Genomic DNA, 26587 nt, shown 5'->3' on the forward strand with positions numbered 1-26587 from the left:
CAATCCAGTTAACAAGAGCTGGCTAGTCTAACATGGGCCGCATGGCGATCACTCATCAGCATCATCGAGCGGTGCAGGCAAGACCCAGCTTGCATATAGCGTAGGCACGGCAGAAAACAGTAGCATCAAATAAAAGCTCAGCGCCATCATGGCCCGCATGAGGATTTCTTTGGGCCAGTCATGCATGACTGTCAGCCCCAGCACGGCCCAAATGCCCATAAATGCCGCCAGGCCTATGCAGGAAAACGCCACCAGGTAGGCGTCGCGCCGCAAGCTGCGCTCACGCTCATCGGCTTCTTCATCCGGGTTACCTGGCTGTTTGACGGGACCAAACATAGGCAGGAAATTGCTGACGCCAAAACCCAGCATCAGAGCGGCATATCCCAGCCAATAGAACTGTGGCATCAGCAGGATCAGGGCCAGGCTGGCACTGCCTATGAACAAGATGACTGCAGGTAAAAAGCGCAGGCGACGACGGCGGATATTGCCACTGGCAAGATCAGGAATATGCGTCCATTGTGCCATCTTGTCCAGACGTGCCAGCAAGTGATTATTTTTGTAGAGAGACATCAGATTTCTTTCTATGATCAGTTGTAAATACAAACGGGCAAGCAGCAAACTTTGTAAAACCGGCAGCGACTATTCAAAGTCTTCTGCCCGTTTCAGCGCGACAGAAATCGCTTCAAAGGCTTCAAAAGAAAACAGTATCTCTATGCTGACACCAAAGTAACGGGCGATTTTCATGGCCAGTTCCAGGCTGGGTTTGTAGTCCCCCCGCTCCAGATAACCGATGGTCTGGTTATTGACGCCGACTTCATCCGCCAGCTGCCGTCGTGAAATCCCGCGCTCGGCACGGAACAGGGCAATGCGATTGTGAATTTCCATTTTTTTGTATCTAATTCTGTAAATTTATTGTGATTACACAACAAATCATATTGCATGTCAACAGGGTTTGATGTTTTTTTGGCTCAGACCAGGCTTGTTGGAAGGCTAATAAATGTAGGAGCGGCTTGGGCCGCGAATGCGCGATCACCTTAGCTCTAAGCCAGGCATTTGTCGCTGATCAACTTGTTCGCGGCCCAAGCCGCTCTTACGGGATAGGGCGCAGAACAGGGGCAATAATCATGCAGCTAAAGTATCAGGCGATGATATAGCTAGTCCCCTTAAAGCGGATGCTGCCATCCTGGTATTTGGCAAACACCATCCATTCAACATAGCCATAGCCACGTACCATGGCTGCATGGTAGCACTGCGTGGGTTTGTTAAAGGGCCAGACAAGAGGCCAGATGCGATCCCCCTCATCCAGGCACTGCTCTGCCTTTACCTCGTGCACGGCTGCTACATGCAACTTGGCTTGATCATCCGGGTTACGCTTATACTTGCCCCATGGCAAACCTGCCTTGCGCAAGAGGGCGATGCCGCTGAGTTCAGCGAGGTTCTTGATCTCCATGGAAGCTTCCAGAGTGGTCTCTGGATAGATTTCTGTCCAATGCTGACCGGGGTAGAATTCTTCGCGATAATCCACTTCCGGACACTGCCCCTTGCTATTGATACGCGCCGCATATTTTCTGACTTCACTATCAACAAAATTCCAGGCCCGGTTTTCCCAGTTGATGGTCATCGCATCGAACACACAAGCTTTGCCTGGTATGACAACAGCCTGGTTACTGACAAAGGCTTGACGCCTGGTAAGGCAACGCACCAGATGCTTGCCATCCTTGAGCCTCGCGACCGACTGCGCCAGATCGCTGGCACTGAGCACTTGCACTACAGGTGCTACGTCGCAAGTGAAATAAGGGATTTCATATAAAGTGACGGGGATCATTATTTGCTCCGAAATAAATTCCAGATACTGGGCGTCTGGGCAGGATAATCACGGTAATTGTCCACCAGAATTTTATAGTCTCTTTTACGGGCCTGGGGAACTGATAATGTCTGCAGCAGAAAATATAATTTCTTCCACCTGCTGTTTCACTATACCGCCAGGCTAATCTTCAAAGTCTGCATGCAAATCAATATTCTCCCTCATCAAAATAAGTATCTTCATGCTTCCATAACGGACGCTTTTCCCAGTCTTGCAGATAATGTTTTTCACGGCCAAAGAACACACTGACATTCATCACGGCATCCAGCTCGACCTGTTTATCCTGAACAAAAGAGCCATAACAACCGGCACCGCCAAGCATACGACTGACGCTGGCTCCTTCTGCAAGACGGGCATTCCATGCCTGGTAAGCGGCGTTTTTATTGCATGCAGAGGTCTTGGGATAGTCTTCCCATGCGTATTCAAAATATTCATCGCACTGCTGCGGCGTAGCCGCAGCTTTGGTGCGTGATTTTGGTTTTATTTTTTTTACTGGTTGATTGTTTACTGGTTTATGGTTCTTGCTTACTGGTTCCTGGTTATTGGTTGCGATCTGAGTACGCTGTGAATTTGTTTGTGCTTTTGCAGATGAGTCTGTATCTGAAGCCGGATATGAATTTGCCTGTGATCTTGATTCTGATTTCACAAATTCCTCATCTGCATCTGTTGACACTTGCTTCCTGCCGCCACCCCAGCGCGCCTTGTTGGCTGACTTGGCACGGTCAGCCTTGGCCCAATACAGCGCCAGTTCTTCTTCGCAACGGCTGTGGGTATGACCTGCATCTGAGATCACAAAGAAATCAGACAAGACATCGCTGACTTCTTGCAAGTGTTGACGCATGCCTATCAGGCGCGCCACTTTTTCTGCATCGACTGGCAAGGCAGCTTCGGTGGTGTAGTACAAATCCAGCATGCGGCGGTAGGCCAGGTCTTCCAGCAAGCCAAGATGGCGGGTGTGGGATGCATAATCGCCCAGGTGAAAAGGGTAGTAATTCATACCGGCACTCCCACTGCGCTTGCTGCCTGGCAGCCATTGATATTGCCGGTGGCCCGCACTGATCTTGCATGGCCATGCATATACACTTGAATAATCATATTCAAAAAAACCCTTAAAAAATGCGTGATGAAACACAGCCCATGGCTAGTGCAAGAGGCTGTGCGTGACTTGTGTTTGAAAATACTGAAAAGCAGCGATGTGCCGAAGTGCTACGACTGTGCTACAAATGTGTTACGAATGTGCGACGAGTTTGCTACAACCGTGCAATGAATACGCAATGCATGCGATGCAAAATACAAGCTAAAAAGAGGGAGAATAAAACGCCAGGTTTGCAAAAAAAATGTACTTCTCCCCCGTAAGAATGTATAGTACACAACTTGTGTACACCTTACAAATTTTTCTTAAAGCCTGTTTTTATGATGGATGAATCGAGCATACCCTGGACTCGTATTGAAGCCTTGCTGAGCGCCAGGGACAAAGACGCCGCCTGGCTGATGGCTGAGCTGGGTGTGACCAAGCAGCGCTTTTCCAACTGGAAGAGCCGGGGTCTGCCCAAGCGAAATGTGCCCTTGCTGGCAACAGCCCTGGAGGTTTCCAGCGATGTCCTGTTTGCGATCCAGCCCAGCCCGCCTGCTGGCTACCTCTTGCAAAGCGCAGAGCAAGCCGGGATAGAAACAGCCCGCATCAGTCATTGGAATGTGCGGGCGGCTTGTGGTGCAGGCATCATGAATTATGAGCCCGCCAGCAAGGGCTATCTGGTCAAGGAAGCCAGTTTTTTCAAGAAATATGGCCTCAAGCCAGAAGCTGCTTTCGCCATCCATGCCGATGGCAATTCCATGGCCAATTTTATCGTCGATGGTGATATCGTGATTTTTGATACCAGCAAGACCCGCCCCGTCAATGACAGGATATTTGCCATAGAACATCCCGATGGCTTGAGGATCAAGCGCCTGCGCCGCCAGCCCGGCGGTGCGTGGATACTGGAGAGTGACAACCCGGACAAACAGCGCTACCCCGATGAAGAAATCCATGCAGAACTGGCTGCCAGCATGAAGATTTATGGGCAGTTTGTTTACCGCCAGGGTGGGTGAAGGCCTGGTCGCGCTTTTACCTGCATATTAGCAATATATTACCTGCATCATGGCTTCAGCAGTCTTTAAAACTATCTCACAGGAGCGCACTTTGATCATCCAGTTTTCAGCCAACGAAGCTGCCATGGACAGCGAATATGAGACCATTACCACTGGCGTCACCAATGGTGAGGATTACCTGCTATTCCAGCGCCATGAAATCCAGGGACATGAAGACGACACCGGCGTGTATATCGAATACCAGGACCAGAGCCAGGCCGGTGAAAACATCGTCGCCAGCGTGACCTTGAATAGAAACCTGCTCACCATCATACTCGCTGCCCCCTTGTACCAGCGCAAAGAGATCAGCAGTTTTGAAGTTAGCCTGAACATCAGCAAAGAACAGTTTCTGGCACTTAAGCAAGGCTTGGAATTGACGTTTTGGGACAGGCAGGAGCAATTGATATTCGCTCAATGATGCATGGTATTAGCAAGCAGCCTGCATCTTGCGAACCAGAAGAGCGAACAGACCAGAGCAGCATATGAAGAAATCGCCAGCCTGACTAGCCGCTCTGCGCCTCTCTCACCGCAACTCAATGCCCGCGTAGAGGAATTAAAACTCGCCGTCAGCAAGCAGGTGGAAAAATAAGACTCAATTGCCCTGGCGTGCCCAGACTATTCGTGACTGAAGCCGCGAATGAAGTTTGCCGAATGCCAGGCGAGATATCAAAGACTGATGCAGAAAAGGTCAATTGCAGTCTGATTAAGGCCCTGGAAGCCCCCTGCACATCCGCGACGAGTAGTTTTAAGATCGCAACCGGAGCACATCGCTGCCTTGGTGAGCAGGCACTAGGAATAAAACTCCGCAGCTGCCGCGGCACTCAACTCATGGGCAAGATACCTGGCCCACAACAACATGGTTTGCTCACGTTGTCGTGGCGTGATCAGCAGTTTTTGTATGGCGACGATATAGTCAAAGAAATCAATCACCTTAAAATCGCTTTTAACAAACTGTGAGAATGCGCTTGCAGTATTTTTAGCGGCAACATCGTCTGGTGCACAAAACAGGCCAGTCTTCACAAACTTCTTGCGACCGGATTGCAGCAAGGATTCTGCGATCAATTGATTGCGGAACAATTGATTGAATCGACTTGCCGTCAGCTCTTCATAAGTGGCGTTAAAATTAGCGCTGGCGCTATAGATTTTTCTATATTGCGCTTGTTCATAAGGAGTAGGCGAAAAGTCTTCGGTATATTTGCATTCAAAGCCAATCAAGCCCTCTTCTTCACCTATCATCACTTCCAAAGCCACATCAAATGCGGAGTTATCGTTAGTAAAATCTGCCTTGGGAGCGGGGGCATACTCAAAGTTCACGCCTGTAAAGGCAGTGACATCAGGATAAAACGCCTGTACTACTCTTAGGCCCAGATCATGGTCAAGTGCCAGCATGCCAAAGAAATTAAAACACACAGCCTGACTAGTCAACAAATTGCCTGTCAGGCGTTTGATATCAATAATGCCTGCGCGCTCTTTGCTAGCCTTGTGTTCTTGTGCCACACACATGGCCAAAGCACCTATCTCAGCAGAAATAAAATTGCTGCTGTCCGCAGCGGCTGCTGGCAGGCTGCTGCATATCGTCTTGTCCGGATTGATGGGATGCTCGCCCTGCTCCAGCTTTAATACAAAGGCCCGCCACCAGCCCTGATGAATGCGGGCCCTGCGTAAGCGATGATTGTCCGATGTCGACATGTCACCGATGAGCTGTTTTAAATGCATGTATGCCCCTGGTTTAGTAATGACGAGTTTGCTGATGACGAAGCATGTCTCATTTTCAAAACGAGGTCAAATGCACAAGATACAGTATACTCAGGTAATCAGATCCACTTACCTTGGGCCATCTAACGTATGCATAACACCAACCAGACAAATCTTCCAAGCGCAGAAGCGATTAACGCCCTGGTCGCCGAAGCCAGGAAACTGGTGCAACAAGACGCGGCCCAGTACCTGCCCAAACTGGGTATGGCATTGCGCAGCCTGGGTAGCTGGCATCATATGCAAAATCAGCCGCAGGAGGCGCATGTCGCGTTTGAAGAAGCGCTGGATATTTTCATCAAACTTGCCGCTGATGATACAGCGACTTACCGCCCGCTGGCAGCCTCAGTCTTGCTGGAACTGGCAAAAATCCATTCGAATGCCTACCAGCTGGAACAGGCCCATCACTACATCACCCCCGCCCTGGATATCTACCGGCAACTGGTCCATCATGACGCCAGCAGCTATGCCCGCCCGCTGGCAGATGCCCTGGTGATTTTTGCGACCATCATCAATTCAGACGAGCGCAAGCAAGAAACACAGAATGCCTTTGCAGAAGCCCTGCATATCTATCGTCAACTTGATGACAGTAGCGGTGCCAATTATTTACTCTACCTCTCCAGCGCCCTCAGCAACCTGGGCTGGCTACACATCCATGATACAGATCCGCAGCTGGCCATAGGCTATTGCCAGGACGCCGTAGCCGTGTATCGCCGCATGCTGCAAAGTGAGGAGTACCAGCATGGGCCCAGCCAGCTAGGACCGCTGAGCGCATCACTGGAAGACCTGGGTATACTGTATGGCATGCACCAGCGCATACCCGAAGCCATCACGACTTTTGAACAGGCAGTGCAAATACGCCGCCAACTGGCACAGCAGAATCCGGCACACCAGATGCCCAAGCTGGCCAGCGCCCTGTTCAATCTCGGCTATATGCACCAGGTGAGCAGCAATTACCTGCAAGCCCGCATCGCCTATGAAGAAGTGGCCAATACCTTATCCACCATGGTAGACCAGTTACCGCAGTTACAGGCTGATATAGACAAGGCCAGGCTGGCGGCGCAAGAAATGCTTGAGTTTGCTGGCGGCATGGATGCCCGTGCCTAGATCAATATTAATGCCCCGGTGCCGATACATGCCCCACTTCATACGCCTGCACAGTTGCAGGCAAACCCGCTGCTTGTGCGGCAGTTTTAGCTACTGCCGCATCGCGCCATAAAGTAAAGCGTACCAACGTCCATTCATTGGGATCAAAGGCCACCAGTGTTGCCAGCACGCCGTCTTGCTGGCTGAGTCTTTTTGCGGCGCCAGTTTCCTCTTCACGCAAGCCACCCAGTGCAGTGTAAGGCGCAATAGCACTGACCTGGCGGGTAGCGAATTTTGCACTGCGCACCTGCTCACCGACATGGCTATGCCATACCGACCATTGCTTGACAGCGGGCCAGCCAAAGGCGTGTGAGACGGCCTTGAAGCCATCGCCGCAGAGAAAATTATTCAAGCCTTCATTGTCATTCCACAGATAAAAAGGGGCGTAGACATTCTGGCTTGATGCCGTTGGTTCGCTATCTTTGCTGGCATGCAGATAAGCCTTGAAAGCCAGGCCAGGAAAGTTGTCCAGCATATGACCCTTGCTGGCAATGCGCTGGCGCACGATGTCCATGTTGTAGTCGGCAGGGAGGGTGAAGTTGTATTGCATGGCGATCATTTTGGGGCGTCCTTTTGACTCAGGTTGATGGGAAAATTTCTTTTATAGATTGCAATTGTCGTAGGTTGGGCCGGGCCTCGTTAATGTTGTAGGTTGGGCTACGCTTTACCAGCCCAACAATCTGCGTTTAAATGACGTATACGTTTGCAAAGGCCCAGTGTTGGGCTGGTAAAACGTAGCCCAACCTACGAAACGTAGCCTAGCGAGGCCCGGCCCGACCCAACCTACGAAACCTAGGTTGGCGAGGCCCCGCCTACGTCATTGCAATTGCCTCACTCATATCGCGCCACCCCGTCATACATCACGCCACCACTAAACGACCAATCCTCGGCTGCGGTGGTATTGATGTTGACCATGACATCCTCTGCCCGCAGCCCTGGTGATACTGCCAGCAGCGCCACCAGGCGCTGGTAAAACGCCGCCTTGGTGGCAGCGCTGCGCTGGCGGCCTGCGGTGATCTGTATCATCACAAAATCATCCGACCTGGGCTTGCCCTGGTGGCTGATGTAATCGCGGTCAAACACCAGCTCATTCGCCTCATGCTGCTGGATGATCTGGAAGCGGTCTTTGAGTGGCACTTCATAGGCATCGACCAGGGCCTGGTGCAAGGCATCTGACACAGCTTGCAGGTATTCAGGTGATTTTCCTTTTAACAGGGACACACGGCTCATGGGCATGATTTACTCCTTCGTTGTGGTTGGGGTTGCAAGTAATTGACGTAATGCGTTCACAGCCGATGCCGCCGTTGGCCAGCCCGCATAAAACGCCAGGTGGGTGATGACTTCGACCAGTTCCGCCTGCGAGATGCCATTGTCCAGCGCCCGCTGCATATGGAAGGGTAATTGCTCACTGCGGTTCAGGGCGATCAGCGTGGCGACGGTAATCAGGCTACGGTCACGCGCTGGCAAGCCCGGCCTTTGCCAGATGTCATCGAACAAGACCTGGTCGGTCAGCTCGGCAAATTTGGGGGCGATGTCGCCCATCAGTTCGCGCGCGATGGTGCTGGGACTATGGCTGAGTTTGGGGGTGGCTGACATGCGGTAACTCCAAAAGAGAGGTTGACATGCACAAGATAGCCGATTATCTTCATCCATAAAATCAGATAATTTCAAACCAATCATCCCAAAAAACGGGACAATTGACAAAAACCTAAGGAAGCAGCCGTGAGCAAGATCACCTTTGACCTCGACGTCATACGCAGCTTTGTCACCGGCATAGAGCTGGGCAGCTTTGCCAAGGCGGCCGACAGGCTAGGCCGCTCCACCTCTGCCGTCAGCGCCCAGCTCAAGAAGCTGGAAGAACAAGTCGGCAGCCCCATCCTGCGCAAATCCGGGCGCGGCATGGTGCCCACGGCTGCGGGCGAAACCCTGCTGGCCTATGGCCGCCGCCTGCTCGAACTCAATGACGAAGCCGCTGCTGCCGTGCGCGGCGTTGATCTCGAAGGCTGGATCAGGCTGGGCATACCAGAGGACTTTGGCGAGCGCATACTCACCGACGTGCTGGGCCGCTTTGCCCGTGCCCACCCCAGGGTCAGGATAGAAGCCAGAATCGCCCGCAATGCCACCCTGCTTGAGCTCATCACCAGCGGCCAGCTGGACCTGGCACTGACCTGGGATGGCAATATCAGCACCCCGCACAGCGAACACCTGCGCAACTTTGCCTTGCACTGGATAGGCGCGGCAGACACGCAACTGCAAGCCAGCTATACCACAGACGACCCGCTGCCCCTGATCGCCTTCGAGTCCCCCTGCCTCATGCGCAGTTATGCTACCAGCGCGCTGGACCGTGCCAACATCCCCTGGCGGCTCTCCTTCAACTGCCCCAGCCTGTCCGGCATCTGGGCCGCCGTCGCCGCCGGCCTGGGCGTGACTGTACGCACCGCCGTAGGCTTGCCCCAGCACCTGCGCATCATCCACAGTCCTACCCTGCCTGCCTTGCCCATGCTGGGCCTGAGCTTGCATCGCCTGGAAACTGAACCGGACATGGCCGTGCAGCGTTTGCGGGAGATTATTCTGGAGACCTTGATGGAAGAGAATGTGGGGCTGCAGTTGAGAGCGGCGTGATGGTTTGCAGCTCTCATGAGCAAGCTCATGGCAAGCCCGTTTACACATGATTAAGTGCTCATGTAGTATCTGCGACAAGAGATTGTCTGATTCAATCAACTCTATTTAAATAAATATCCTCAAGGAGGCAATATGAAACGTGTGGTCGGCATAGGCGGTGTGTTTTTCAAGGCAAAAGACCCGCAAGCATTAAGCGCCTGGTACCGCGATCATCTGGGTTTTGAGTTAAGCCCCTGGGGTGGTGCAGTGTTTGAGGCCAATGGCGGCAGCACCGAAAAAACCGCCTGGTCCTTATTCCCTGCAGATTCAACCTACTTTTCCCCCAGCAGCCAGCCATTCATGATCAATTATCGTGTCGATGATTTGCACACCCTGCTCACCGCCCTGCGCGCAGAAGGCTGCGATGTTGATGCCAAGGTCGATGAATCAGAATACGGCAAATTCGGCTGGGTCATGGACCCTGAAGGTAACCGGGTGGAGTTGTGGGAGCCGCCGAAACCCTGAAGCATAATATGCTGATTTTACGTCTGCCTCGTTTGGGCGTTGCAAGACCTACACTGGTAGACAGTATCAAGCCAGGCACAACGCAGCTGCCGGTCACTTGCAAATCGCACTGCAAGCCCACGCGCTCGATCGCGACCTGCAAGTAGCAGCGTATAGGGCACACTGGCACCTATAGGTGGTGGATCAGCCAGGTTTGAGAGGAAGACCAAAAGCTGCATATATGTCTCAGCCTCGACAGAAATCAAAGATGCTATGCCGCGGGTATTGAGCGCCTCCAACTGCAAACGCATCGCCGTACCTGCACGCAACCCGTGACCAGATTCTGTCGCTTCACTGAGGGTGCGGCGCAGTTGCATGAAATCCTTCGCCACCTGATTGTCTGGCACCGCCAGCACGCTGCTTTACGCTACATTTCCTGTGACGATGAAGGTGGATACCGGTAACGCGCCTGACCTGGTAGCAAGCCGTCAAGCCGGACCTGATCCGGTATCCAGTATTTTTAAGCCCTGCTTATAAATGGTGGCAGGTCTTTACCCAAGAGCTGTGCCTCCTGGCCAGACATGAGTAGCAAAGCCTCGCCGTATAATGATGATGGCATACGATACATGCGATACATGCGATGGTGCTCCCTATCCTGGTGACACCTGTTTTTATCCTGGGCCACCCTTGATCTGGCCAGCTTTCTTGTCAGAACGTGCGCCCAATAGTATCCAGGTTAACAAGCCAGTCAGCAAAGTAATGGATGCCAGCAAGCGTAATAATATCCTGAAGGCATCGCCATATGCCGTTGACAAGGCCAGCCTTGTGGCGCCTGGCAAAAATTTCTGTGCGCTGGCCAGGTCACCCGCCGCCAGCCTTTGTGCAAGTTCTGCGACATGCACCGTCGGGCTTGCTGGCAAAGCCTGCTGTATCAGGCTCGCCAGGACTGCACTGACTATCGCCAGGGCTATCCCCTCACCGGCGACGCGGGTAGTGCTGAAGATGCCGGCGGCCATGCCTGCGCGCTCTTTTGGTACGACGCTGACTGCCAAGCCATCCATCAGGCCCCAGGGCAAGGCTGTCCCGAAGCCGATGAGCATCAAGGGGAAAATGAATTGTGCAGCGACTTGCCCGGGAGGCACTGTGCTCAGAAAAAATAAACCCAGCGCCGCAATCAACAAGCCAGAACCACAGATCCCTCCTACCGAAAACCAGCGTGTCAGCCATGCTGCCATCATGGGGACGCACAACATGGGACAAGACAAAGCCAGCATCAGCCAGCCTGTGCCGATTTCGCCCATGTCTTCTATGCCTATGAAGCGAGCTGGCAGCAAGATCAGCAAAACAACAAAGGAGTAAGCTGGTGCTGCAGCTAAAAATTGTGCCCCTACAAAACGCGGATAACGAAACAAGGATAAATCCAGCATGGGCCGCGGATGGCGTTTTTCTATGCCCACAAAGGTCAGCAGCAATAATATTGCTGCCAACAACAAGCCCAGCACCAGCAGGTCACGCCAGCCCCTGGCAGGGGCGAGCAACAAGGCAAAGGTGAAGGCACTCAAGGCAGCAGTAAAACTCAGTGCACCTGCAGCATCAAGTGTCGCCGCCTGAGGGTCTTGGGATTCATGCATATGTAGCCAGGCAAAGACCAGGGCCAGAACCCCCATCAGGCTGCTTGCCACAAAAACTGCACGCCAGCCAAACAGATTGATCAACACGCCACATAGCAAAGGCCCAAATGCCAAGCCTACACCAAACGTCGTACCGATCAGGCTGAATACACGAGTGCGCTGCTGTGCCTCAAATTCCTGGGCCAGTGCGGCCAGGCCACTGGCGAAAGCGGCGGCCGCCCCCAAGCCCTGGCCTGCACGCAAGATGTCAAACCAGAGCAGGCTATGCACACTGGCCAGGGCCAGGGAACTCAATAAAAAGACCATGATGCCCAGCATAAAAACCCGTTTGCGACCATAGCGATCTGCCATGCCACCGGCTGCCAGCAGCGAACTGCCAAAACTCAGCATGAAGGCATTGGTCACCCAGCTCAAGGCAAAGGGCGAGCCACCCAGCTCCCTTTGTATCGCAGGCAGGGCGACCGCAGGCCCGGTAAAACTCACAGGCATACTGAGTGCCGCCAGGCAAACTGCAAGCAGTATCAAGATTTTTTCAGCACGCTGACGCGGCATGTTTGCAGCAAAGACAGATGATGTATCCATAAGATAGAAGTTCTCAAAAAACCCTGGCAGCACAGGCTACCAGCCAGGTTTGCATGATATTCAATCCACAATGAATGAAAAATAAGCTTAAAATCCTCACATAGAAGAATATTATTCCGCAATCATCATGAAACAAACAGACAGCCTGATAGAACTGAGTGCCTTTACCCAGGCCGCAGAATTGCGCAGTTATGTCGCTGCGGGAAGAGTGCTCGGCGTCTCCGCTTCTGCCATAGGCAAGAGCGTGATGCGGCTGGAAGACAAGCTGGGGGTGCGCCTGCTACACCGCAGCACCCGCCACATCAGCCTGACTGCAGAAGGTGAATTATTTTATGATCGCTGCCTGCGCATACTGTCAGAGATAGAAGATGCGCAGGCCGAAGTGATCAGCATGTCTTCCACACCACGCGGCAAGCTGCGTGTCAGCCTGCCCGTCGTTGCTTACAGAATGCTGCAGCCTATCTTGCCTGCGTTTGCAGCACGCTATCCCGAAGTCAAGCTCGACTTGGACTTCAATGACAAACTGATAGATATCATTGATGAAGGCATGGATGTTGCCATCCGTAGCGGCGACTTGACAGACTCACGCCTGACGGCCAGGACCCTGGGATCATTTCGCTTTCATATCGTCGGCTCACCAGCTTATTTTGCCCGGCATGGCTTGCCCCTCAGCCCCGGCGACTTGCAGCAACATCAATGCCTGCATTACAAATTCCCTACTACCGGCAAGCTGCAGGAGTGGCAAATCACTGAAAGCGACAAGCGCCCCTGGCAAGTACCAGCCGACCTTATCTGCAATAATATAGAAGCCCTCATCATGTCTGCCAGCCTGGGCCTGGGCCTGGCCTATTTACCCGACTTTGTCGTGCGCGAACAAATCAAAAAAGCCGATCTGCAAATCGTCTTGAACGACTACACCCAGGTACAGGGCGTCTTCTCGCTGCTATGGCCCTCCAGCCGCTACCAGTCACCCAAGCTGCGTGTTTTTGTGGATTTTGTGTGCAGCAATATCGTGCTGGGGAATCAATGAACATGCTTGCGCCGTGATATGGCCCAGAACTAAAGGAGCATTACAACGCACCCTGTATTCCAGCGATGAATACGCTTGGCCCTGCTTTACTATCATCCTCAAACCATCATGGCGGACTTGATACGGCATCCAGTGTCGTTTGGCCCTGTTTGCAAATACTGTTGATTTTTGTAGAAGACGTCGGCAGCATTCTGCCCCTGAATACCGACGCCAGTCCACGACGAAAGCCGCTGGATGCCAGATCGAGTCTGGCATGACGGTTTGGAGGTTTTCAGCTGAGATAAGATGCAGTTTTTTGCAGGCTTTCAAAAGACCAAATTCACTGGTGTTTCTTTTATCATTCCGTAGCGTGCGGCGCAAAGCAGTACCATTAAGGGAAAAGCCAGGACAGTAACAACACAAATCTGCGTTGTGCCGATTTACAGACATCTACTATTCCACAAAGGCATAAGTCAAAATAGTATCATCAGGGAGGCGATCGAAAAACCCTGGCTCCTTGATTTTCTTTAGCAATTTCCCGTCTTTAATCACCGGTCCACGCAATACATAGCGCAGACCAAATCGCGCCACATACTGTTCTCGCGGCATGCGGAGAGGGTCAATTGCGTAGTCTTCCGGATAGCCCCAGAACACGGAGATAGCAGCTGACTCAAAAAGAGAAATTTCAGGGGTAATAGCAGGCTCGAGATGGCGCTCGCGCAGAATAGCCACCACTGCTGGCTGATCGCGCCATTCACTTAATGCGCAAGAATAGTGTTCCCTACTATAGGCATCAGACTCATGTTTTTTTGAAAAATATTTAAAAGGTTTCCAGGTCTGCGACTCGCATGCTGCTACGGCATGGTCCCATCGCTCTCCGGCCCGCATACGTATAATCTCGCGCATTCCATCCAGGTCAATCGCGTCTTTACGCGCCGACCCAGCATAGCCGTTAAGGGCCGGACTTTCTGTATATCCATCATTTACAAGTCCTGCAGCACCCGATTTCAATTTCCAATAATCAACGGTACATTGAAAGTACTCCAAAAAACTATTTGGTATCATACGCTGCACCATTTCATAGACCTGCCCAGATTCATTCAACTTGATCCAACCATAATAGTGCTTTTCCTTAAGATCGGGATATTCTCCGTCTGCCAAGATGGAAATACCAAATTTTCTCTTCGCCCAAGATATGAAATCAGTCTTTTCATTATCAGGTAAAGCTGAATATTTTTTCTTGGCTTTATTCAGGACATTGGCAGATATAATATGTCTGGAGAGGTGATAGGCATTTTCAAAATATTGAAATTTCCGAAGTTGATCTTCAAAGTCATCGCCGATCACCATAACGTACCTACCGCCCATTTTTTCTATCGCTTAAAATATAATTGTTAACTTCCCAGATTATCGATGGCAATATTCAGGAACTTTTGCTATGGAAGATAGAACTAAAAATCAAGAATGAACATAAGCGATCGTCAACAAGGTGTCATCTGCAAGACCCGCAAATAATGCTCTCTCATCCGGGTCTTTTAGTAATACGCCGTCTTTGATGATTACGGAATAACCCAGCAAGTGACCGAGGTCATAACTGTTTATATATTTATCTCTTGACAGGCGCAAAATGTCGATGCCGCAATGGCCTAGGTACATCCATAGACGACTTCTCATCTCACGCTCCGTCTCAAAAAGCTCTTGAGATAGCACCTCGTCAGGGCAAGGCATGGCTAAGATGGCCTTCACGGCTGGCTGCTCTGCCCATTCTGCTTTTGCTGCCCGATGAAGCTCATCACTATATTTTTCTGCTTTGTACTTATCCCATACAATATCAAAAGCTTCCCAGGTCTGGAAGCCGCAAGCCGCCATGGCATGGTCCCATCTTTCGCCAGCGCAGCTTTCTATGATTTGCCACATCCTTGCTAGTTCTATAGCTGATTTTTTGGCGGAACCTGCAAAACCGGTGGTGACTGAAAATTCTTCGGCCAGGCTCACATCTATCCCTTCTGCGCCAGGCTTCAATTTCCAGTAACTAAGCGTGCCTTCAAACCAGTCGAAAAAACCTTCAGATATCGTTCGTTCAAAAATTTCATAAACCTGTCCATCTGCATCGAGACGTACCCAACCAAATCTGTGCACCTTCTCAAAATCAGGTTGTTGACCTTCAAACAGAACAGCAACTCCGTAATATTTTTTTATCCAATCAGGAAAACTGGATTCATCCGCATCTAAGCATTTTTTAAATTTTTCCTTTGCCTTGCTTAGTATATTGACTGAGACAATTTGCGGAGAAAGAGGGTGCGCATATTCCATTAACTGGAAATTGCCAAGCTGGTCCAGAAATTTATCGCCAATCACAAGTATGGTTTCATGACCCATTATTTATCTGCTTTGAATTTAAAATCAAATTTAATTGATCAATGTATTTCAAAAATACATGAAGTAAATCAGTATAAATAGCTTGCAACGCTTTATTAAGTGTAACTACTTGGGTTTCATACGGTTCCAGCAAAAAAAATCAAGAATGAACATAAGCGATCGTCAACAACGTGTCATCTGCAAGACTAGCAAATAATGCTCTCTCATCCGGGTCTTTTAGTAATACGCCGCCTTTGATGACTCCGGAATAATTCAGCAAATGGCCAAGATCATAGCTATTTATATACGCATTTCTTGGTAAGCGCAGTCTGTCGATAGCATAAGGCTCTAGATGCTTCCATAGGAGGTTTTTCATATGCAACTCCTGCCGTGAGAGCTCCTTCCAGAGCGACTCTTCAGGGCAAGGCATGGCATATATAGCCTTTACGGCGGGCTGCTCAGCCCATTCTGTATATGTTTTTTGATAAAGCTCGGCATTGTATTTATCTGTTTTATATTTGTCCTGGATGGTATCAAAAGCTTCCCAGGTTTGAGAACCGCAGGCTGCCCTGACATAGTCCCATCTTTCGGCACAGCACCTGTCTACGATTTCCCACATACTGGCAAGATCAATCGCCGATTTTTTTGCTGAGCCTGAGAAACCGGTGGCAGCTGAAATTTCTCCGGCCAAGTTCACATCGACCCCTTCTGCACCAGGATACAATGTCCAGTAACTAAGCGTTCCTTCAAACCAGTCAAAGAAACCTTCTGGTATGGTGCGGTCTATCACTGAAGAGATTTGGCCGTCTGCATCTAATACTATCCAGCCATTTTTTTGTTCACCACTTAAATCAGGCTCGCGCCCTTTGAGAAGAACATCAACGGCGTACATTCTCTTCACCCAATTCAAAAAGTTTTCTTCGTCTTTGTTGAAAGTTTCCTCATAGTGAGTTTTTACTTTGCTCAGTATTTCAAGTGAAAGTACATGCTGTGAGAGCGGGTCTGCATATTCCATGCGCTGAAACTTGCCAAGCTGGTCCAAAAAATTATCACCAATCACAAGTATGGTTCTATGTCCCATTTTTAATCTGCTTTGAGTTTGAAATAGAAATTTGCATGGATCAAGTTACACTGGATAAAACTGGGCGTCTAGTCATCTTGATTTTTTCCTATCAAACATGTTGTTGATCTTTGCAGAAGAGTATTTTCAGCATCCTGTTCCTGAATGCAGGTGCCAGTTCCCACAGAAAGCCGCTGGATGCCAGATCAGGTCTGGCATGACGGTTGGGAGGTTTTCATCTGATATTAGAAGCGGCTTTTTCCCTGACTTCGAGCAAGAACCCGTCTGCTTCCAGCAGATTCTTGCTGCCTTCGCTGACCTGGGACGCTGCTTCTATGGCAAGTCGATATTGCTGCCTCGCGTCACGGGTTTTGCCCAGCCGGGCATAAACCTCGGCCAGTGAGTAAAACCCTGTGACCTCACTGGTTTCATAATTTTCATTGCGCCTGTCGAGCAGGCGTAGACGGTGTAGCAATTCATTGTACTTCTGCAAGGCAGGTACAGCCTCACCGTCCTGGTTGGCCCTCAAGGCCGCTTCCGCAAAAGTGTTCAACACAAAGGTGTACGCACACATCTCTGTTTCAGACAATTTCAACTTTTCAGCAAACAACTCGTTGGCATAATTGCGCAAGCGGCGCAGTATAGGTAGCTGCTGTTGCGTTTGCAGTCTGGAAATGCCGTAATTGTAGCGGTGCCAGTTATTCGTAATGTTCACATTGCGCGTCTGCGCAGCTGACAACACGAGATATCTGCCGCCCGCTTCGAATTTATCGCCTGCTACTTTTAAATCATGGTCAGCATTCAGTGCAACGAAACCTTGATCTACGTATAACTGACCAAGCTTGTAACGCAAATACGAGAAATCTGTGCTCACCTTTTCCTTACCGGCCAGTACGTCTTCCAGAAAAGCGGCCAAAGCTGCTTCACTCTCTTTTTTACCCTGTTTGATTTGCGGATCGTAGGCGACCAGCCCTCGGTTATTTGCCAAATGCAATTCAGAATCAAGCCAGGCGCAACGCACCTGTTGCTCACTTGCAAATCGCGCAGCAAGCCCACGGGCACGATCGCGACCTTCAAGCACTAGCGTATAGGGCACACTGGCACCTATAGGTGGCGGGTCAGTCAGATTTGAAAGGTAGGACAAAAGCAGTATATACGTCTCAGCCTCGACAGAGGTAAAGGATGCTATGCGGCGAGTATTGTATGCCTCCAATTGCAAACTCATCGCGTTACCTACACGCACCCCACGGCCAGACTCAGTCGCGTCACTGAGGCTGCGTCGCAGTTGCATGAAATCCTTCGCCACCTGATTGTCTGGCACCTCCCGCCGACAAAGCGAATATGGCCATTCTGGCGAAACATTATCCCAAGGTCGCAAGGGTAATTGCGCCTCACAGATGGCGGGTAGTAAAACCGTAAATAGGATTAGTATGTTCTTCAAGCGGAAACAATCATTTTTTTATATTACCCCGTACACTGACCGCGTGCAATATCGCTTGCAAATCTGAGCAGAGCAGATTGCAAGAAAACCGCATAGATACATACCGATACCAGTTCACAAAGAAAGCCGCTGGACGCCAGATCGAACCTGACACGGTGGTTTGGTCACTTCCATCATTTAAGTGATGGAAGTAAAGGCTCTCAAAGTAAAAAAATTAAGCAATAATTAATTTATCACCGTCCATTTTAATTTTTTTGCTATTCATTAAATGCTCAATGCGTAATTTTAGCGTCCCCGCAATATTTAAAGTGGCACGTCCAAATCCTAGATTTTCAAGTGCTGCCGATATTGCAAAATCAGGATGGATGGAAAAACTCAATTCAATAGCTTTCATCAAAGCGAGATCAATTTCTTCATTAGAGACATGCTCGATTTTCCGTTCAGACGAATCCAAACGGCTACGGTTTCTCGATGCAACAACTGGCACACCGATCTGATAGATAAATTTTTCATGGTAGTGAAATAAGCCGTTGCGATGGCCGTATTGAATGGCGGTATCAATACTCTCAACTATACGATTCCCGGCGCGAGTAACTCCAAATGCCGCCAATAAGCGCTTTGTGATGTTTGCCTCATGCACTGGTGCTTCAACATTGGCGACAAGAGCTACAAAGCTCGCTAGACGCTCGGGCATGACCTCATGCAAGGCTTCGCTACCAGTCCAATTTGGCAATATCGCACGTACATAGTAATTGATAGCTAAATCCTGTTTTAAGGTTTCTACTTCAGAACGAAAAATGACGGGTTTCACTTCTTCGACAAATATTGGCGAAGGAATTTCATTTGACTCACTCTCACTCAACGCCAATTCAATGGCGCTGACAGCCCTGTCCAATTCTCGGACTGGATTTCTGAACCAGTCAGTACTCCAGATCCTATGGAAACGCCAACCAAGACTTTCCAATACGCTTTGGCGCAAGCGATCACGGTCACGGGCAGAACGAGCACTATGATAACTCGCCCCATCACATTCAATAGCAATGACATATCGACCTGGCTTTTTTGGATCTTTTACAGCAAGGTCGATAAAATAACCCGCCGTACCTACTTGCGGCTCAACTTTGTAGCCAAGCTCCTCAAGGGCTCGCTTTACTTCCAACTCAAAAGGAGAGTCGATCTGCTTCCCAGTTTCAAGTGGGATATTTAAATCTCCGGTTTCTGCATAGTGCAAAAAATGCTTAAGCGCTCGCACGCCGTGAGTGGCGTTAGCATCAAGCTCTAAATCACTGGCGACAAAATTGCAAAACACTTCCATTGCCATCTTGGCGCGGCTGACGAGTACATTTAACCTGCGCTCCCCACCTTCACGATTTACGGGGCCGAATTCTTTAGCTATGCGACCGGATTCATTCCTACCGTAACCAATACTGATCATAATCACGTCACGTTCATCACCTTGAACATTTTCGAGATTCTTGACAAAAAATGGTTCAGTAGGATGTGCTGCTGTAAAAAATGAATCCAGTTCTGGATTTTTTCGTCGCAGTAGTTCCACTTCAACCTGTATCAAATCACGTTGAGCCATACTAAATGCAACCACGCCCAGGGACAGGTTGGATTTTTCTCTTGCATGCTTGCAAACCGACTCAGCAACGACTTTTGCTTCCTCTCGATTTGTGCGTGTCCTCCCGCGGTCATAGAGTGCATGGGGCAAATGCCTCATTGATAAACCGGTAGCAAATTGATTGGCGCCAGAAGAAGGGAATACTACCAAGCGCCTGTCATAAAATTCGACATTGGAGATGGCAATAAGCGACTCATGTCTGCTCCTATAGTGCCAGCTCAAATAGCGCTCTGTCACGCCGCGAGCGCGAAACATAGACAGAATACTTTCTATGTCGGAAGTAACGTTGTCTTCATCGTCGCTTTCAACATCCTTACCAAAAAAATTAGTGGGTGGCATTTGGCGCGTATCACCAACCACGATAGTTTGCTTACCACGCAAAATTGCACCGAAGGCATCAACAGCTTTAACCTGGGATGCTTCATCAAAAATGACTACATCAAACCCTAATTTTCCTGGTGGCAGAAAGTTGGCAATTGACATGGGGCTCATCATGAACACTGGCTTAATCTGTTGAATAGCTCTGCCCGCTTCATTCATCAATTGGCGAATGGGCATAAGTCTGCGTTTCTTATTTAATTCATTTTGAATGACCGCCATTTCACCTGTTTTTCCTTTATTCGGTTGGCGGTCCCAAATGTTCTTGGCCAACTCCGCTTGCGCATGAGCAAGTGACATTTTATCTAGCTTACGGAACTTCTCAATGAGATGTGTCTGCTTGATGTTGTCAAATTTTGCCAAGGCTGGCAAACTCGCATAAGATAACTCAACCAGGCCTGCAAACCATGAATAGTCGAAAGCTGCGGTCAAGTCTGCTTTGCCAGAATCCCAATCTTGAGAACGCGTCACGACATCTTTCAGGCCGAGCGCAATCATTTCAGCTTTTATTTGATTAAAACGAGATAGCAAATAAAGTTTTTGGATATTGTTTAGCCAAGAAGAGAGTTTTGCATGCAATTCATTTAAAGCCACTGCTTTAATATCGAATTCTTTTTCGTTAAGTTCCAAACGAGAGCGTATGTCTCCAAAAACATTTTGAAGTTCATTTACAGCAGCGCGTATCGGCTGAATTTCTCCGTTTAAGCGAGCAGGATCAGAGTCCCCTTGCAAAAATTCAAGTATCCCTTTGGGCACTTCTCCCTTTCCTACCTCGTCGTACAACGCGAAGATCCACTGACTTAGTTTGCTCAACACTTCCCAGTCGGATTGTTCTTTGAGCCATTGTGCACCGAATAATGTTTCACCTAATAGAGCATGCTCTGTAAAAACTTTCTTCTGTTGCTGATACTGAAGAACATCGTCAATCAGCAGTAAACACGCTTGCTTGTCAGTTGGAATCGGCGTTTTACATAAGCCTTGAAATTTAGCTTTTGATTGACGAAATTTCCCTGAAAATATACGCCACCACTTATCAGCATAATTGGAAAAATCCTGACGCAATTCTAAAAAATCTTGGTCCCATGCCTGGTCAATGAACACTAGCTCATGCGTCGTCCTCACACTCGACATTCTTTGACCCGCATTGATAAGCGCGCGAAGTGAATCTCTGCGGCTTTGCCAATCGTCAGTAGTAAGTGTTATCCCATTTAATTGGGGTGCTTCTGCCGCACGTTGTGCTGCACGACAAACCACTTCAACATCTGACATGGATACTGGCAATAATAACTTGACATGCTCTGCCAGCTTTGAGGAAGCGCTAATTACTTTGTCATTAAGCTCAATCCCTAACGCCATCAATTGAGTCAGCTTCTCTTGTTCTATAGGAGAAAATGATGTCTTTGAGCAGCCCCAGAATGGATTGTCGACAGGCCGCCCCATTTCTTTCAAATGCAGGTCTAACTCATTTATTTTTTCTCTAAATCGCAATTGCTCATGTTGAGACCAATTTTTCATGGTATCAAAAGGCCATACGGGCAAACTAGGATGTTTGCGCTTCAGATTTAAATAGTGACCAAGAGCATGAATGAATGTAACTTGACTTTTGCCTATGGGTAAATTGACGGCCTCAGCATAGCTATTGAGTTCATCACGCGCCAATTTAAGTGCATCTAAATCTCCAGAGCCATCCTTGATAAAAGGTCGCCCTTGCTCTAGAGTTCTCCCTAACTCCTTCAGAACAGATTGCTTGGTGGCCTTGTGACTGTGCAACTCGAGAACAGCATCGCCTAAGTGACTTTCGTCCAACCTCCGCTTCACGACCTCAAGAGCGGCCATCTTCTCGGAAACAAACAAAATTGACTTACCTTGACCTAGCAGGTCCGAAATAATATTCGTAATGGTTTGAGATTTTCCCGTTCCGGGTGGTCCTTGAATAACAAGATTGCGCCCTTCTCGCGCCTCAATAATGGCAAGGGTTTGGCTGCTATCTGCATCTTTGACAAACTTGACTTCGCCTGGGGAAATAACGCTATCCAAATGTGTGCCATCGGGAATCACAGGTTTAATTTCGCGAAAGGCATCTCCCAACAGCAAATTCAAGACAGGATGATCACCTGGTTTTTGTCCTTCTGGCCAGACTTCTGGATTCAAGTCATTAAACATCAAGAACTTACCAAAAGAAAAAAATCCTAAGTGAATCTCATCTGAGGCAAGTTTCCAACGCTTTTGACTACTAATCGCTTCAGCAACCGAGTTATAGTAATTTTCAAGCGGGGGCATTTCATCCGCATCAGTACTGGCATCGATAACATACTCAGGTAAATTCAGCTTGAAATCAGTTTTAAGTTTCGCCGCAAGTGACAGGTTTTGAATAAGGTCATCACCAGTGTAATCAAGCTTAAAATTATCTTTCGCGCCAACTCGAGATAGAGATACTGGGAGTAATAATAGTGGGGCTCTACGAGGCTTATCAGAACTGTCAGCTTCATACCAATGCAAAAATCCCAGCGCCAGAAACAATATGTTAACGCCCTGCTCCTGAATATATGTTTCAGCTTCAGTGTGAATTTTCAATAAAGAGAGGAACAGTCTTTCCTCTGTCAAGGCGGTCTGCAGTTTTGTATCGACATGTCTTTTTGCCACTTCACCTGACACTTGGCCTTCGTCGTCGGACCAATTGACATTTTCCAGCTCCTGCAATAGCTCCATTGTTGAATCGTCGTTGCCACCGGAGGATGACTCGTCTCCATTAAAACCGGCCGTAAGTTGCTTGAGTTTTGCTTTAGGCACAGGCAAAAAAGTCATCGTTCGATTCTTCCTATAGAGAATATTTAACACCTCTATAGACAGCTCATCGACAACTCTAAGACTTTTTGATCCTGGATTAAAATTGATCAGATTATTACGAAGACCTATATCCAACAGCTCTTTTCTGCTGCTGAGTAATTTTTTTTGAAGTTCGACTTGTGACATATATTTTCTGGAATTATTGAAATTCCAAATTAAAAAGTAAAATTTAATCTGACTAAATGCAAGTGTGAGCAGCATTTATTCAATGTGGCTGAACCGATCAAGCGTCAAAATCTCGTGAACCACTCACCAAGAGAGATTTAATCTCCCTGGATATTTTTAAAACTCAAGAGACCTGGAGAAGTAAGCTGACGAAATCATACTGCATTTTGTAACATTTTCATTACAAGTAAGGGATTAGTCTACAAACATTTTTAGAGAACTAGAAATACTTCATTCATGATGCAGGACTTGATCCGGTATCCAGTGTCCCATGTCCTTAAGCCCTGGCTGCACATATTGCTGCTCTTTGCAGAAAGCGTGTACGACATCCCGCTCCCGAATACCGATGCCAGTTTCCAAAGAAAGCCGCTGGATGCCAGATCGAGTCTGGCATGACGCTTGGGAGGTTTTCATCTTGCATAAGTTGCGGCTTTTTTTTCAGGCTTTAAAAACAGATTGACTGGTGCTTCCTTTATCAGTCTGACTGTAATACCTGGCGCGTTCCTTAGCGATTTGAGCCCATGAAGCTGAAGGCGCATCAAGCAATGCGCCCTGCATCGCTAACGCATCTATGGGTGATAGCTTAGCTCTATCGATTTTTTACTCAGCTCCACTCCATGCAGTTCGATGAACCGGGTCGGCATAGATGACATGCGTTTCAAGTGGGGGACGAGCTTGATGTCTTCTGCAGATGTCACATCGAAGGTGTCGCACTCCCCATCCCAATACGGGAAAATTTGATGATATATTTTGTTACCGCCGTCAAATGCCAGCTTGTCCACTTGTACCAACAGCGATGGAGGAATTAACAGGTTCTCAAAATACGCCAGCACTTCCGGGATGACATCGTAGCCTTCTTTCTCTATCATGATCTCGCGGTCCGTGTGTTGACGGATGAACTCATGCACATCAAAGCGTGGCAAAAGTTTTTCCTGGACGTACATTAGCTCCTGAATGACAAGCAGCTTGAAGTTGAGGTCTTTAAATTGATGCTTTCCATTAATGGGCGGTGCCTGATCTGCGGCTTGTGCGTCTATTACCTGATGCAGCGATCTTAAAGCATCAATATGCGTACCGGCATGCCCGCTATCGACTATCATCTTCAACAAGCGCATGACTTTCTTCGATTTTTTTAACAGCAGGCGTCTGTCCTCATCGGTGCTCAATCTGTAAAAAAAAGCATATTGGGCAAAGGCATCAAACTGGCTGGCTGTCCATTTCTTAGCGAAGACTTCAAGCTGCCGTGTGATCTTATCCAGATCATCATAGATAAAACTACTACCGCTATTGTCCAGCAAGTCCAGCATAATGCTATAGAACATTCCCTCCCGGTTCTTGTGCACATCATTGATAAGATAAAAATCGATGAGCTGGCTTAAGATAGTTGAGCGCTCGGGAGCATGCTCAAGCAAAGCAAGCGTCATGATATTTCCAAAATCTGGATTTGCCTGCACAAGAGCGAATAGTAATCCAGATGCATCCGCCCTCAGATCGTCTGCCTGATCTATGCCCAGGTGATAATAATAAATCTCCAGCAGCATTTCAATCGCATCAGCACCAATACCAGTATGCGGTTTGACGGGCATCGTGAACAGTGTCTGTGTTGAGTATGCAGCGATGTTTTTGATCAAATCCAGAATAAAGGGCGAATGCCGTCGCAGCGCCAGGTGCAAATACTTGTTTGAACCAGGAAGATGCAAATGGTTATCGTGAAAAGCATAGAGCAGCTGGTAAGCGACTTGTGCCTGCTCGGCACTTGTCCATGTGGTTTCCGCCAGCGTCTTGATGACGGCGTCGTATAGACGATGCGCATTCAGCGGCGACTGCTCGCTATACACCAGCCATGCACGATTAATAGCCTTGATGATGTGCGTGTACTTGGCCTGCGTCGGCGCAAGCTTCTTGACCACTTCCATGGTTTCAGCAACGACCAGCCAGCCTTCTTCCTCGGAATACTTTTTAATATCACCGCTAAAGTCTTCCAATAGCCGGGTCATGTGTTTGCTACGCGTCTGCAGAGCGTAAAGCAGGTCTTTGCTGATCATGTTGATATCCAATTTTTTACGACATGGCGATTATACGATTAAATATACGGCCAAATTTCGGTGCGTTACAACGCACCCTACGGATACGGAGCTGGCAGTAGACCATGTGGGCTAGTGGTGGAATAAGGAGATTGCCATGCATAGTCTAATTTTTTGTTCGCAAGCAAGCGGTAAAGGCGCGGCGACCTTGAACAAGATGCCCACAACTCGGCAATTGCTTGGGGTAGGAGCGGCTTTAGCCGTGAACGTGTTTGCCGAGCTGCTATTCGCGGCTAAAGCCGCTCCTACGGGGATAAGTTTCAATGTAGGTTTTGGACAGAGTTAACACGTATCGTTCCTTTCTACACCGCATGCTTAAGGCCGCCATGCCGGACTTGATCCGGCATCCAGTAGCTTTGGTCGCGTACGGCTCGCGTGCTTTGCTGCTTGTATAAAACGGCGGCTTTTTGCGATTTCGCTTACATCGGAATCACGAGAGAACGACACTGATGACAGATCGAGTCTGGCATGACGCTTGGGAATTTTTATCTGAAATAAGAAACGGTTTTTTGCAGGTTTTCAGCAGGACAGATTTACTGGCTGAAGCTTTTCGTGCGAAACATGGTCGGCTATATGTTGCTATATACGGCCATTTATCGGTGCGTTGTAACGCACCCTACCGGCTAACAGAGGTAGTACCGCCCTGTCAATTTTCTCAGGGCAGCCTGGATCACTACTTGCACTTGCCGGTGACTGCATTATAAGCAAGTGCAGCGACTGCCAAATAGCCGACGAAAGTGGTTTGGCCTATGGTGACGCCTGCATCAGAGTTGGGTCTGATGCAGTCTTCTATCCTGGCCTTGCTGACTTCGTGTCCGAATTGCCGGTTTTTTTTGGCCTCGGCGGCTTCCAGGGTTTGTATGGTCTGGCCAGCTATTTTTGGCATGTCATCGCGGCTGTCGGCATAGGCTTTGGCGATCGCTTCTTTACCAATATTCAATCTGGCTGGTACGCTGGCTTTGTCTTCGGCGGGCAAGTCTGGCGGCGTTATTGTCTGGGGAATTTCCTGCTGAGTTTGCGGTGTCGTGCTTGCTGTTCTGGATGTTGCTTGTTCGGTGTTTTTGGGCTTATTGGCGACATTATTAACGGGCTTTTTTTCTGGCTTGCTCTCTGTGTTTGTCGGTGTGGGAAGCTTGGGAATGATCTTGAGCAGAGGCGACAAATCGAGGGTGATATAACTGCTTTCTGGCATGGGATTTTTATGCCAGGGTTTAATCAGCTGGAATAAGAGCAAAGCGGTAATCAGTGTAGCAATGGTGAAGGAAACCATGGGTTGCCATAGAGTCTGACTACCCCACATCAGCTTGCGTTCGTGCATCTTTAACCTTCAACATGGAAACAGCTGCTTCGACCCTGGCTTTTATGAAACAGTTCCACTCGGGATCTTCTCCCTGCTACTCACGCAATGAGCGCC

Annotated in this window: 24 protein-coding genes; 8 read left to right on the forward strand and 16 right to left on the reverse strand. The window is 49.0% G+C overall.

What is annotated here, in order from left to right; genetic code table 11:
- Positions 1-48: 48 nt before the first annotated feature.
- The 4 genes from ACO0LC_RS10615 to ACO0LC_RS10630 all read right to left on the reverse strand — a co-directional run bounded on the left by ACO0LC_RS10615 (position 49) and on the right by ACO0LC_RS10630 (position 2861).
- Positions 49-570, reverse strand: a complete 522-nt coding sequence (locus ACO0LC_RS10615) for a hypothetical protein (protein ID WP_423002739.1) — start codon at positions 568-570, stop codon at positions 49-51.
- A 69-nt stretch (positions 571-639) separates the two neighbouring features.
- On the reverse strand, positions 640-885 hold the full coding sequence (locus tag ACO0LC_RS10620) for a helix-turn-helix transcriptional regulator (RefSeq protein WP_423002741.1): 246 nt from the start codon (positions 883-885) through the stop codon (positions 640-642).
- 253 nt (positions 886-1138) lie between these two features.
- A complete protein-coding gene (locus tag ACO0LC_RS10625; RefSeq protein WP_423002743.1) occupies positions 1139-1825 on the reverse strand; it encodes a hypothetical protein in 687 nt (228 codons plus the stop codon).
- A 187-nt stretch (positions 1826-2012) separates the two neighbouring features.
- Positions 2013-2861, reverse strand: coding sequence for a YdaU family protein (locus ACO0LC_RS10630; RefSeq protein WP_423002745.1), 849 nt, complete (start codon positions 2859-2861; stop codon positions 2013-2015).
- A 416-nt stretch (positions 2862-3277) separates the two neighbouring features.
- Here ACO0LC_RS10630 and ACO0LC_RS10635 point away from each other — a divergent pair, with 416 nt between their 5' ends.
- The 3 genes from ACO0LC_RS10635 to ACO0LC_RS10645 are packed head-to-tail and all read left to right on the forward strand — an operon-like array spanning position 3278 to position 4580.
- The gene (locus tag ACO0LC_RS10635) at positions 3278-3952 is read left to right on the forward strand and encodes a S24 family peptidase (RefSeq protein ID WP_423002747.1); all 675 of its coding nucleotides are present in this window, start codon (positions 3278-3280) and stop codon (positions 3950-3952) included.
- Positions 3953-4001: 49 nt separating this feature from the next.
- On the forward strand, positions 4002-4409 hold the full coding sequence (locus ACO0LC_RS10640) for a hypothetical protein (protein ID WP_423002749.1): 408 nt from the start codon (positions 4002-4004) through the stop codon (positions 4407-4409).
- Between the two features lie 3 nt (positions 4410-4412).
- Positions 4413-4580, forward strand: coding sequence for a hypothetical protein (locus ACO0LC_RS10645; RefSeq protein ID WP_423002751.1), 168 nt, complete (start codon positions 4413-4415; stop codon positions 4578-4580).
- A gap of 200 nt (positions 4581-4780) precedes the next feature.
- Here the strand turns inward: ACO0LC_RS10645 and ACO0LC_RS10650 are convergent, their stop codons facing one another.
- Positions 4781-5707 carry a PGN_0703 family putative restriction endonuclease gene (locus tag ACO0LC_RS10650; RefSeq protein ID WP_423002753.1) on the reverse strand — a complete coding sequence of 309 codons (927 nt, stop codon included), beginning with the start codon at positions 5705-5707 and terminating at the stop codon, positions 4781-4783.
- 129 nt (positions 5708-5836) lie between these two features.
- Here ACO0LC_RS10650 and ACO0LC_RS10655 point away from each other — a divergent pair, with 129 nt between their 5' ends.
- Entirely contained in the window at positions 5837-6850 is a 1014-nt protein-coding gene (locus tag ACO0LC_RS10655) for a tetratricopeptide repeat protein (protein ID WP_423002755.1), read from the forward strand.
- 7 nt (positions 6851-6857) lie between these two features.
- Here ACO0LC_RS10655 and ACO0LC_RS10660 read toward each other — a convergent pair whose 3' ends face one another.
- The 3 genes from ACO0LC_RS10660 to ACO0LC_RS10670 all read right to left on the reverse strand — a co-directional run bounded on the left by ACO0LC_RS10660 (position 6858) and on the right by ACO0LC_RS10670 (position 8485).
- The gene (locus ACO0LC_RS10660; protein WP_423002757.1) at positions 6858-7448 is read right to left on the reverse strand and encodes a DUF4865 family protein; all 591 of its coding nucleotides are present in this window, start codon (positions 7446-7448) and stop codon (positions 6858-6860) included.
- 272 nt (positions 7449-7720) lie between these two features.
- Positions 7721-8125, reverse strand: coding sequence for a tautomerase family protein (locus ACO0LC_RS10665; RefSeq protein ID WP_423002759.1), 405 nt, complete (start codon positions 8123-8125; stop codon positions 7721-7723).
- Between the two features lie 3 nt (positions 8126-8128).
- Positions 8129-8485: a carboxymuconolactone decarboxylase family protein gene (locus ACO0LC_RS10670; protein WP_423002761.1), complete on the reverse strand. Its 357-nt coding sequence runs from the start codon at positions 8483-8485 to the stop codon at positions 8129-8131.
- 126 nt (positions 8486-8611) lie between these two features.
- On the opposite strand from ACO0LC_RS10670, the gene ACO0LC_RS10675 reads away from it, so the two are divergent.
- The gene (locus tag ACO0LC_RS10675; RefSeq protein WP_423002763.1) at positions 8612-9511 is read left to right on the forward strand and encodes a LysR substrate-binding domain-containing protein; all 900 of its coding nucleotides are present in this window, start codon (positions 8612-8614) and stop codon (positions 9509-9511) included.
- Between the two features lie 132 nt (positions 9512-9643).
- Entirely contained in the window at positions 9644-10015 is a 372-nt protein-coding gene (locus ACO0LC_RS10680; protein ID WP_423002765.1) for a VOC family protein, read from the forward strand.
- Between the two features lie 650 nt (positions 10016-10665).
- Here ACO0LC_RS10680 and ACO0LC_RS10685 read toward each other — a convergent pair.
- Complete coding sequence (locus ACO0LC_RS10685) at positions 10666-12207, reverse strand: MFS transporter (RefSeq protein WP_423002767.1); 1542 nt, start codon at positions 12205-12207, stop codon at positions 10666-10668.
- Between the two features lie 127 nt (positions 12208-12334).
- Here ACO0LC_RS10685 and ACO0LC_RS10690 point away from each other — a divergent pair, with 127 nt between their 5' ends.
- Complete coding sequence (locus ACO0LC_RS10690; protein ID WP_423002768.1) at positions 12335-13237, forward strand: LysR family transcriptional regulator; 903 nt, start codon at positions 12335-12337, stop codon at positions 13235-13237.
- Positions 13238-13669: 432 nt separating this feature from the next.
- On the opposite strand, the gene ACO0LC_RS10695 is transcribed toward ACO0LC_RS10690, so the two are convergent.
- The 6 genes from ACO0LC_RS10695 to ACO0LC_RS10720 form a co-directional block, all read right to left on the reverse strand.
- On the reverse strand, positions 13670-14566 hold the full coding sequence (locus ACO0LC_RS10695) for a hypothetical protein (protein WP_423002770.1): 897 nt from the start codon (positions 14564-14566) through the stop codon (positions 13670-13672).
- Positions 14567-14674: 108 nt separating this feature from the next.
- The gene (locus ACO0LC_RS10700) at positions 14675-15595 is read right to left on the reverse strand and encodes a hypothetical protein (protein WP_423002772.1); all 921 of its coding nucleotides are present in this window, start codon (positions 15593-15595) and stop codon (positions 14675-14677) included.
- A 139-nt stretch (positions 15596-15734) separates the two neighbouring features.
- The gene (locus ACO0LC_RS10705) at positions 15735-16655 is read right to left on the reverse strand and encodes a hypothetical protein (RefSeq protein ID WP_423002774.1); all 921 of its coding nucleotides are present in this window, start codon (positions 16653-16655) and stop codon (positions 15735-15737) included.
- A 214-nt stretch (positions 16656-16869) separates the two neighbouring features.
- Positions 16870-17925 carry a hypothetical protein gene (locus tag ACO0LC_RS10710; RefSeq protein WP_423002776.1) on the reverse strand — a complete coding sequence of 352 codons (1056 nt, stop codon included), beginning with the start codon at positions 17923-17925 and terminating at the stop codon, positions 16870-16872.
- A gap of 364 nt (positions 17926-18289) precedes the next feature.
- The gene (locus ACO0LC_RS10715) at positions 18290-23125 is read right to left on the reverse strand and encodes a DUF3320 domain-containing protein (protein ID WP_423002778.1); all 4836 of its coding nucleotides are present in this window, start codon (positions 23123-23125) and stop codon (positions 18290-18292) included.
- Between the two features lie 533 nt (positions 23126-23658).
- Positions 23659-25134: a DUF6892 domain-containing protein gene (locus ACO0LC_RS10720; RefSeq protein WP_423002780.1), complete on the reverse strand. Its 1476-nt coding sequence runs from the start codon at positions 25132-25134 to the stop codon at positions 23659-23661.
- A 136-nt stretch (positions 25135-25270) separates the two neighbouring features.
- On the opposite strand from ACO0LC_RS10720, the gene ACO0LC_RS10725 reads away from it, so the two are divergent.
- On the forward strand, positions 25271-25459 hold the full coding sequence (locus tag ACO0LC_RS10725; RefSeq protein WP_423002782.1) for a hypothetical protein: 189 nt from the start codon (positions 25271-25273) through the stop codon (positions 25457-25459).
- A 387-nt stretch (positions 25460-25846) separates the two neighbouring features.
- On the opposite strand, the gene ACO0LC_RS10730 is transcribed toward ACO0LC_RS10725, so the two are convergent.
- Positions 25847-26491: a hypothetical protein gene (locus tag ACO0LC_RS10730; protein ID WP_423002784.1), complete on the reverse strand. Its 645-nt coding sequence runs from the start codon at positions 26489-26491 to the stop codon at positions 25847-25849.
- Positions 26492-26587 lie beyond the last annotated feature (96 nt).

This window comes from Undibacterium sp. JH2W (assembly GCF_049340425.1).
GTDB lineage: Bacteria > Pseudomonadota > Gammaproteobacteria > Burkholderiales > Burkholderiaceae_D > Undibacterium.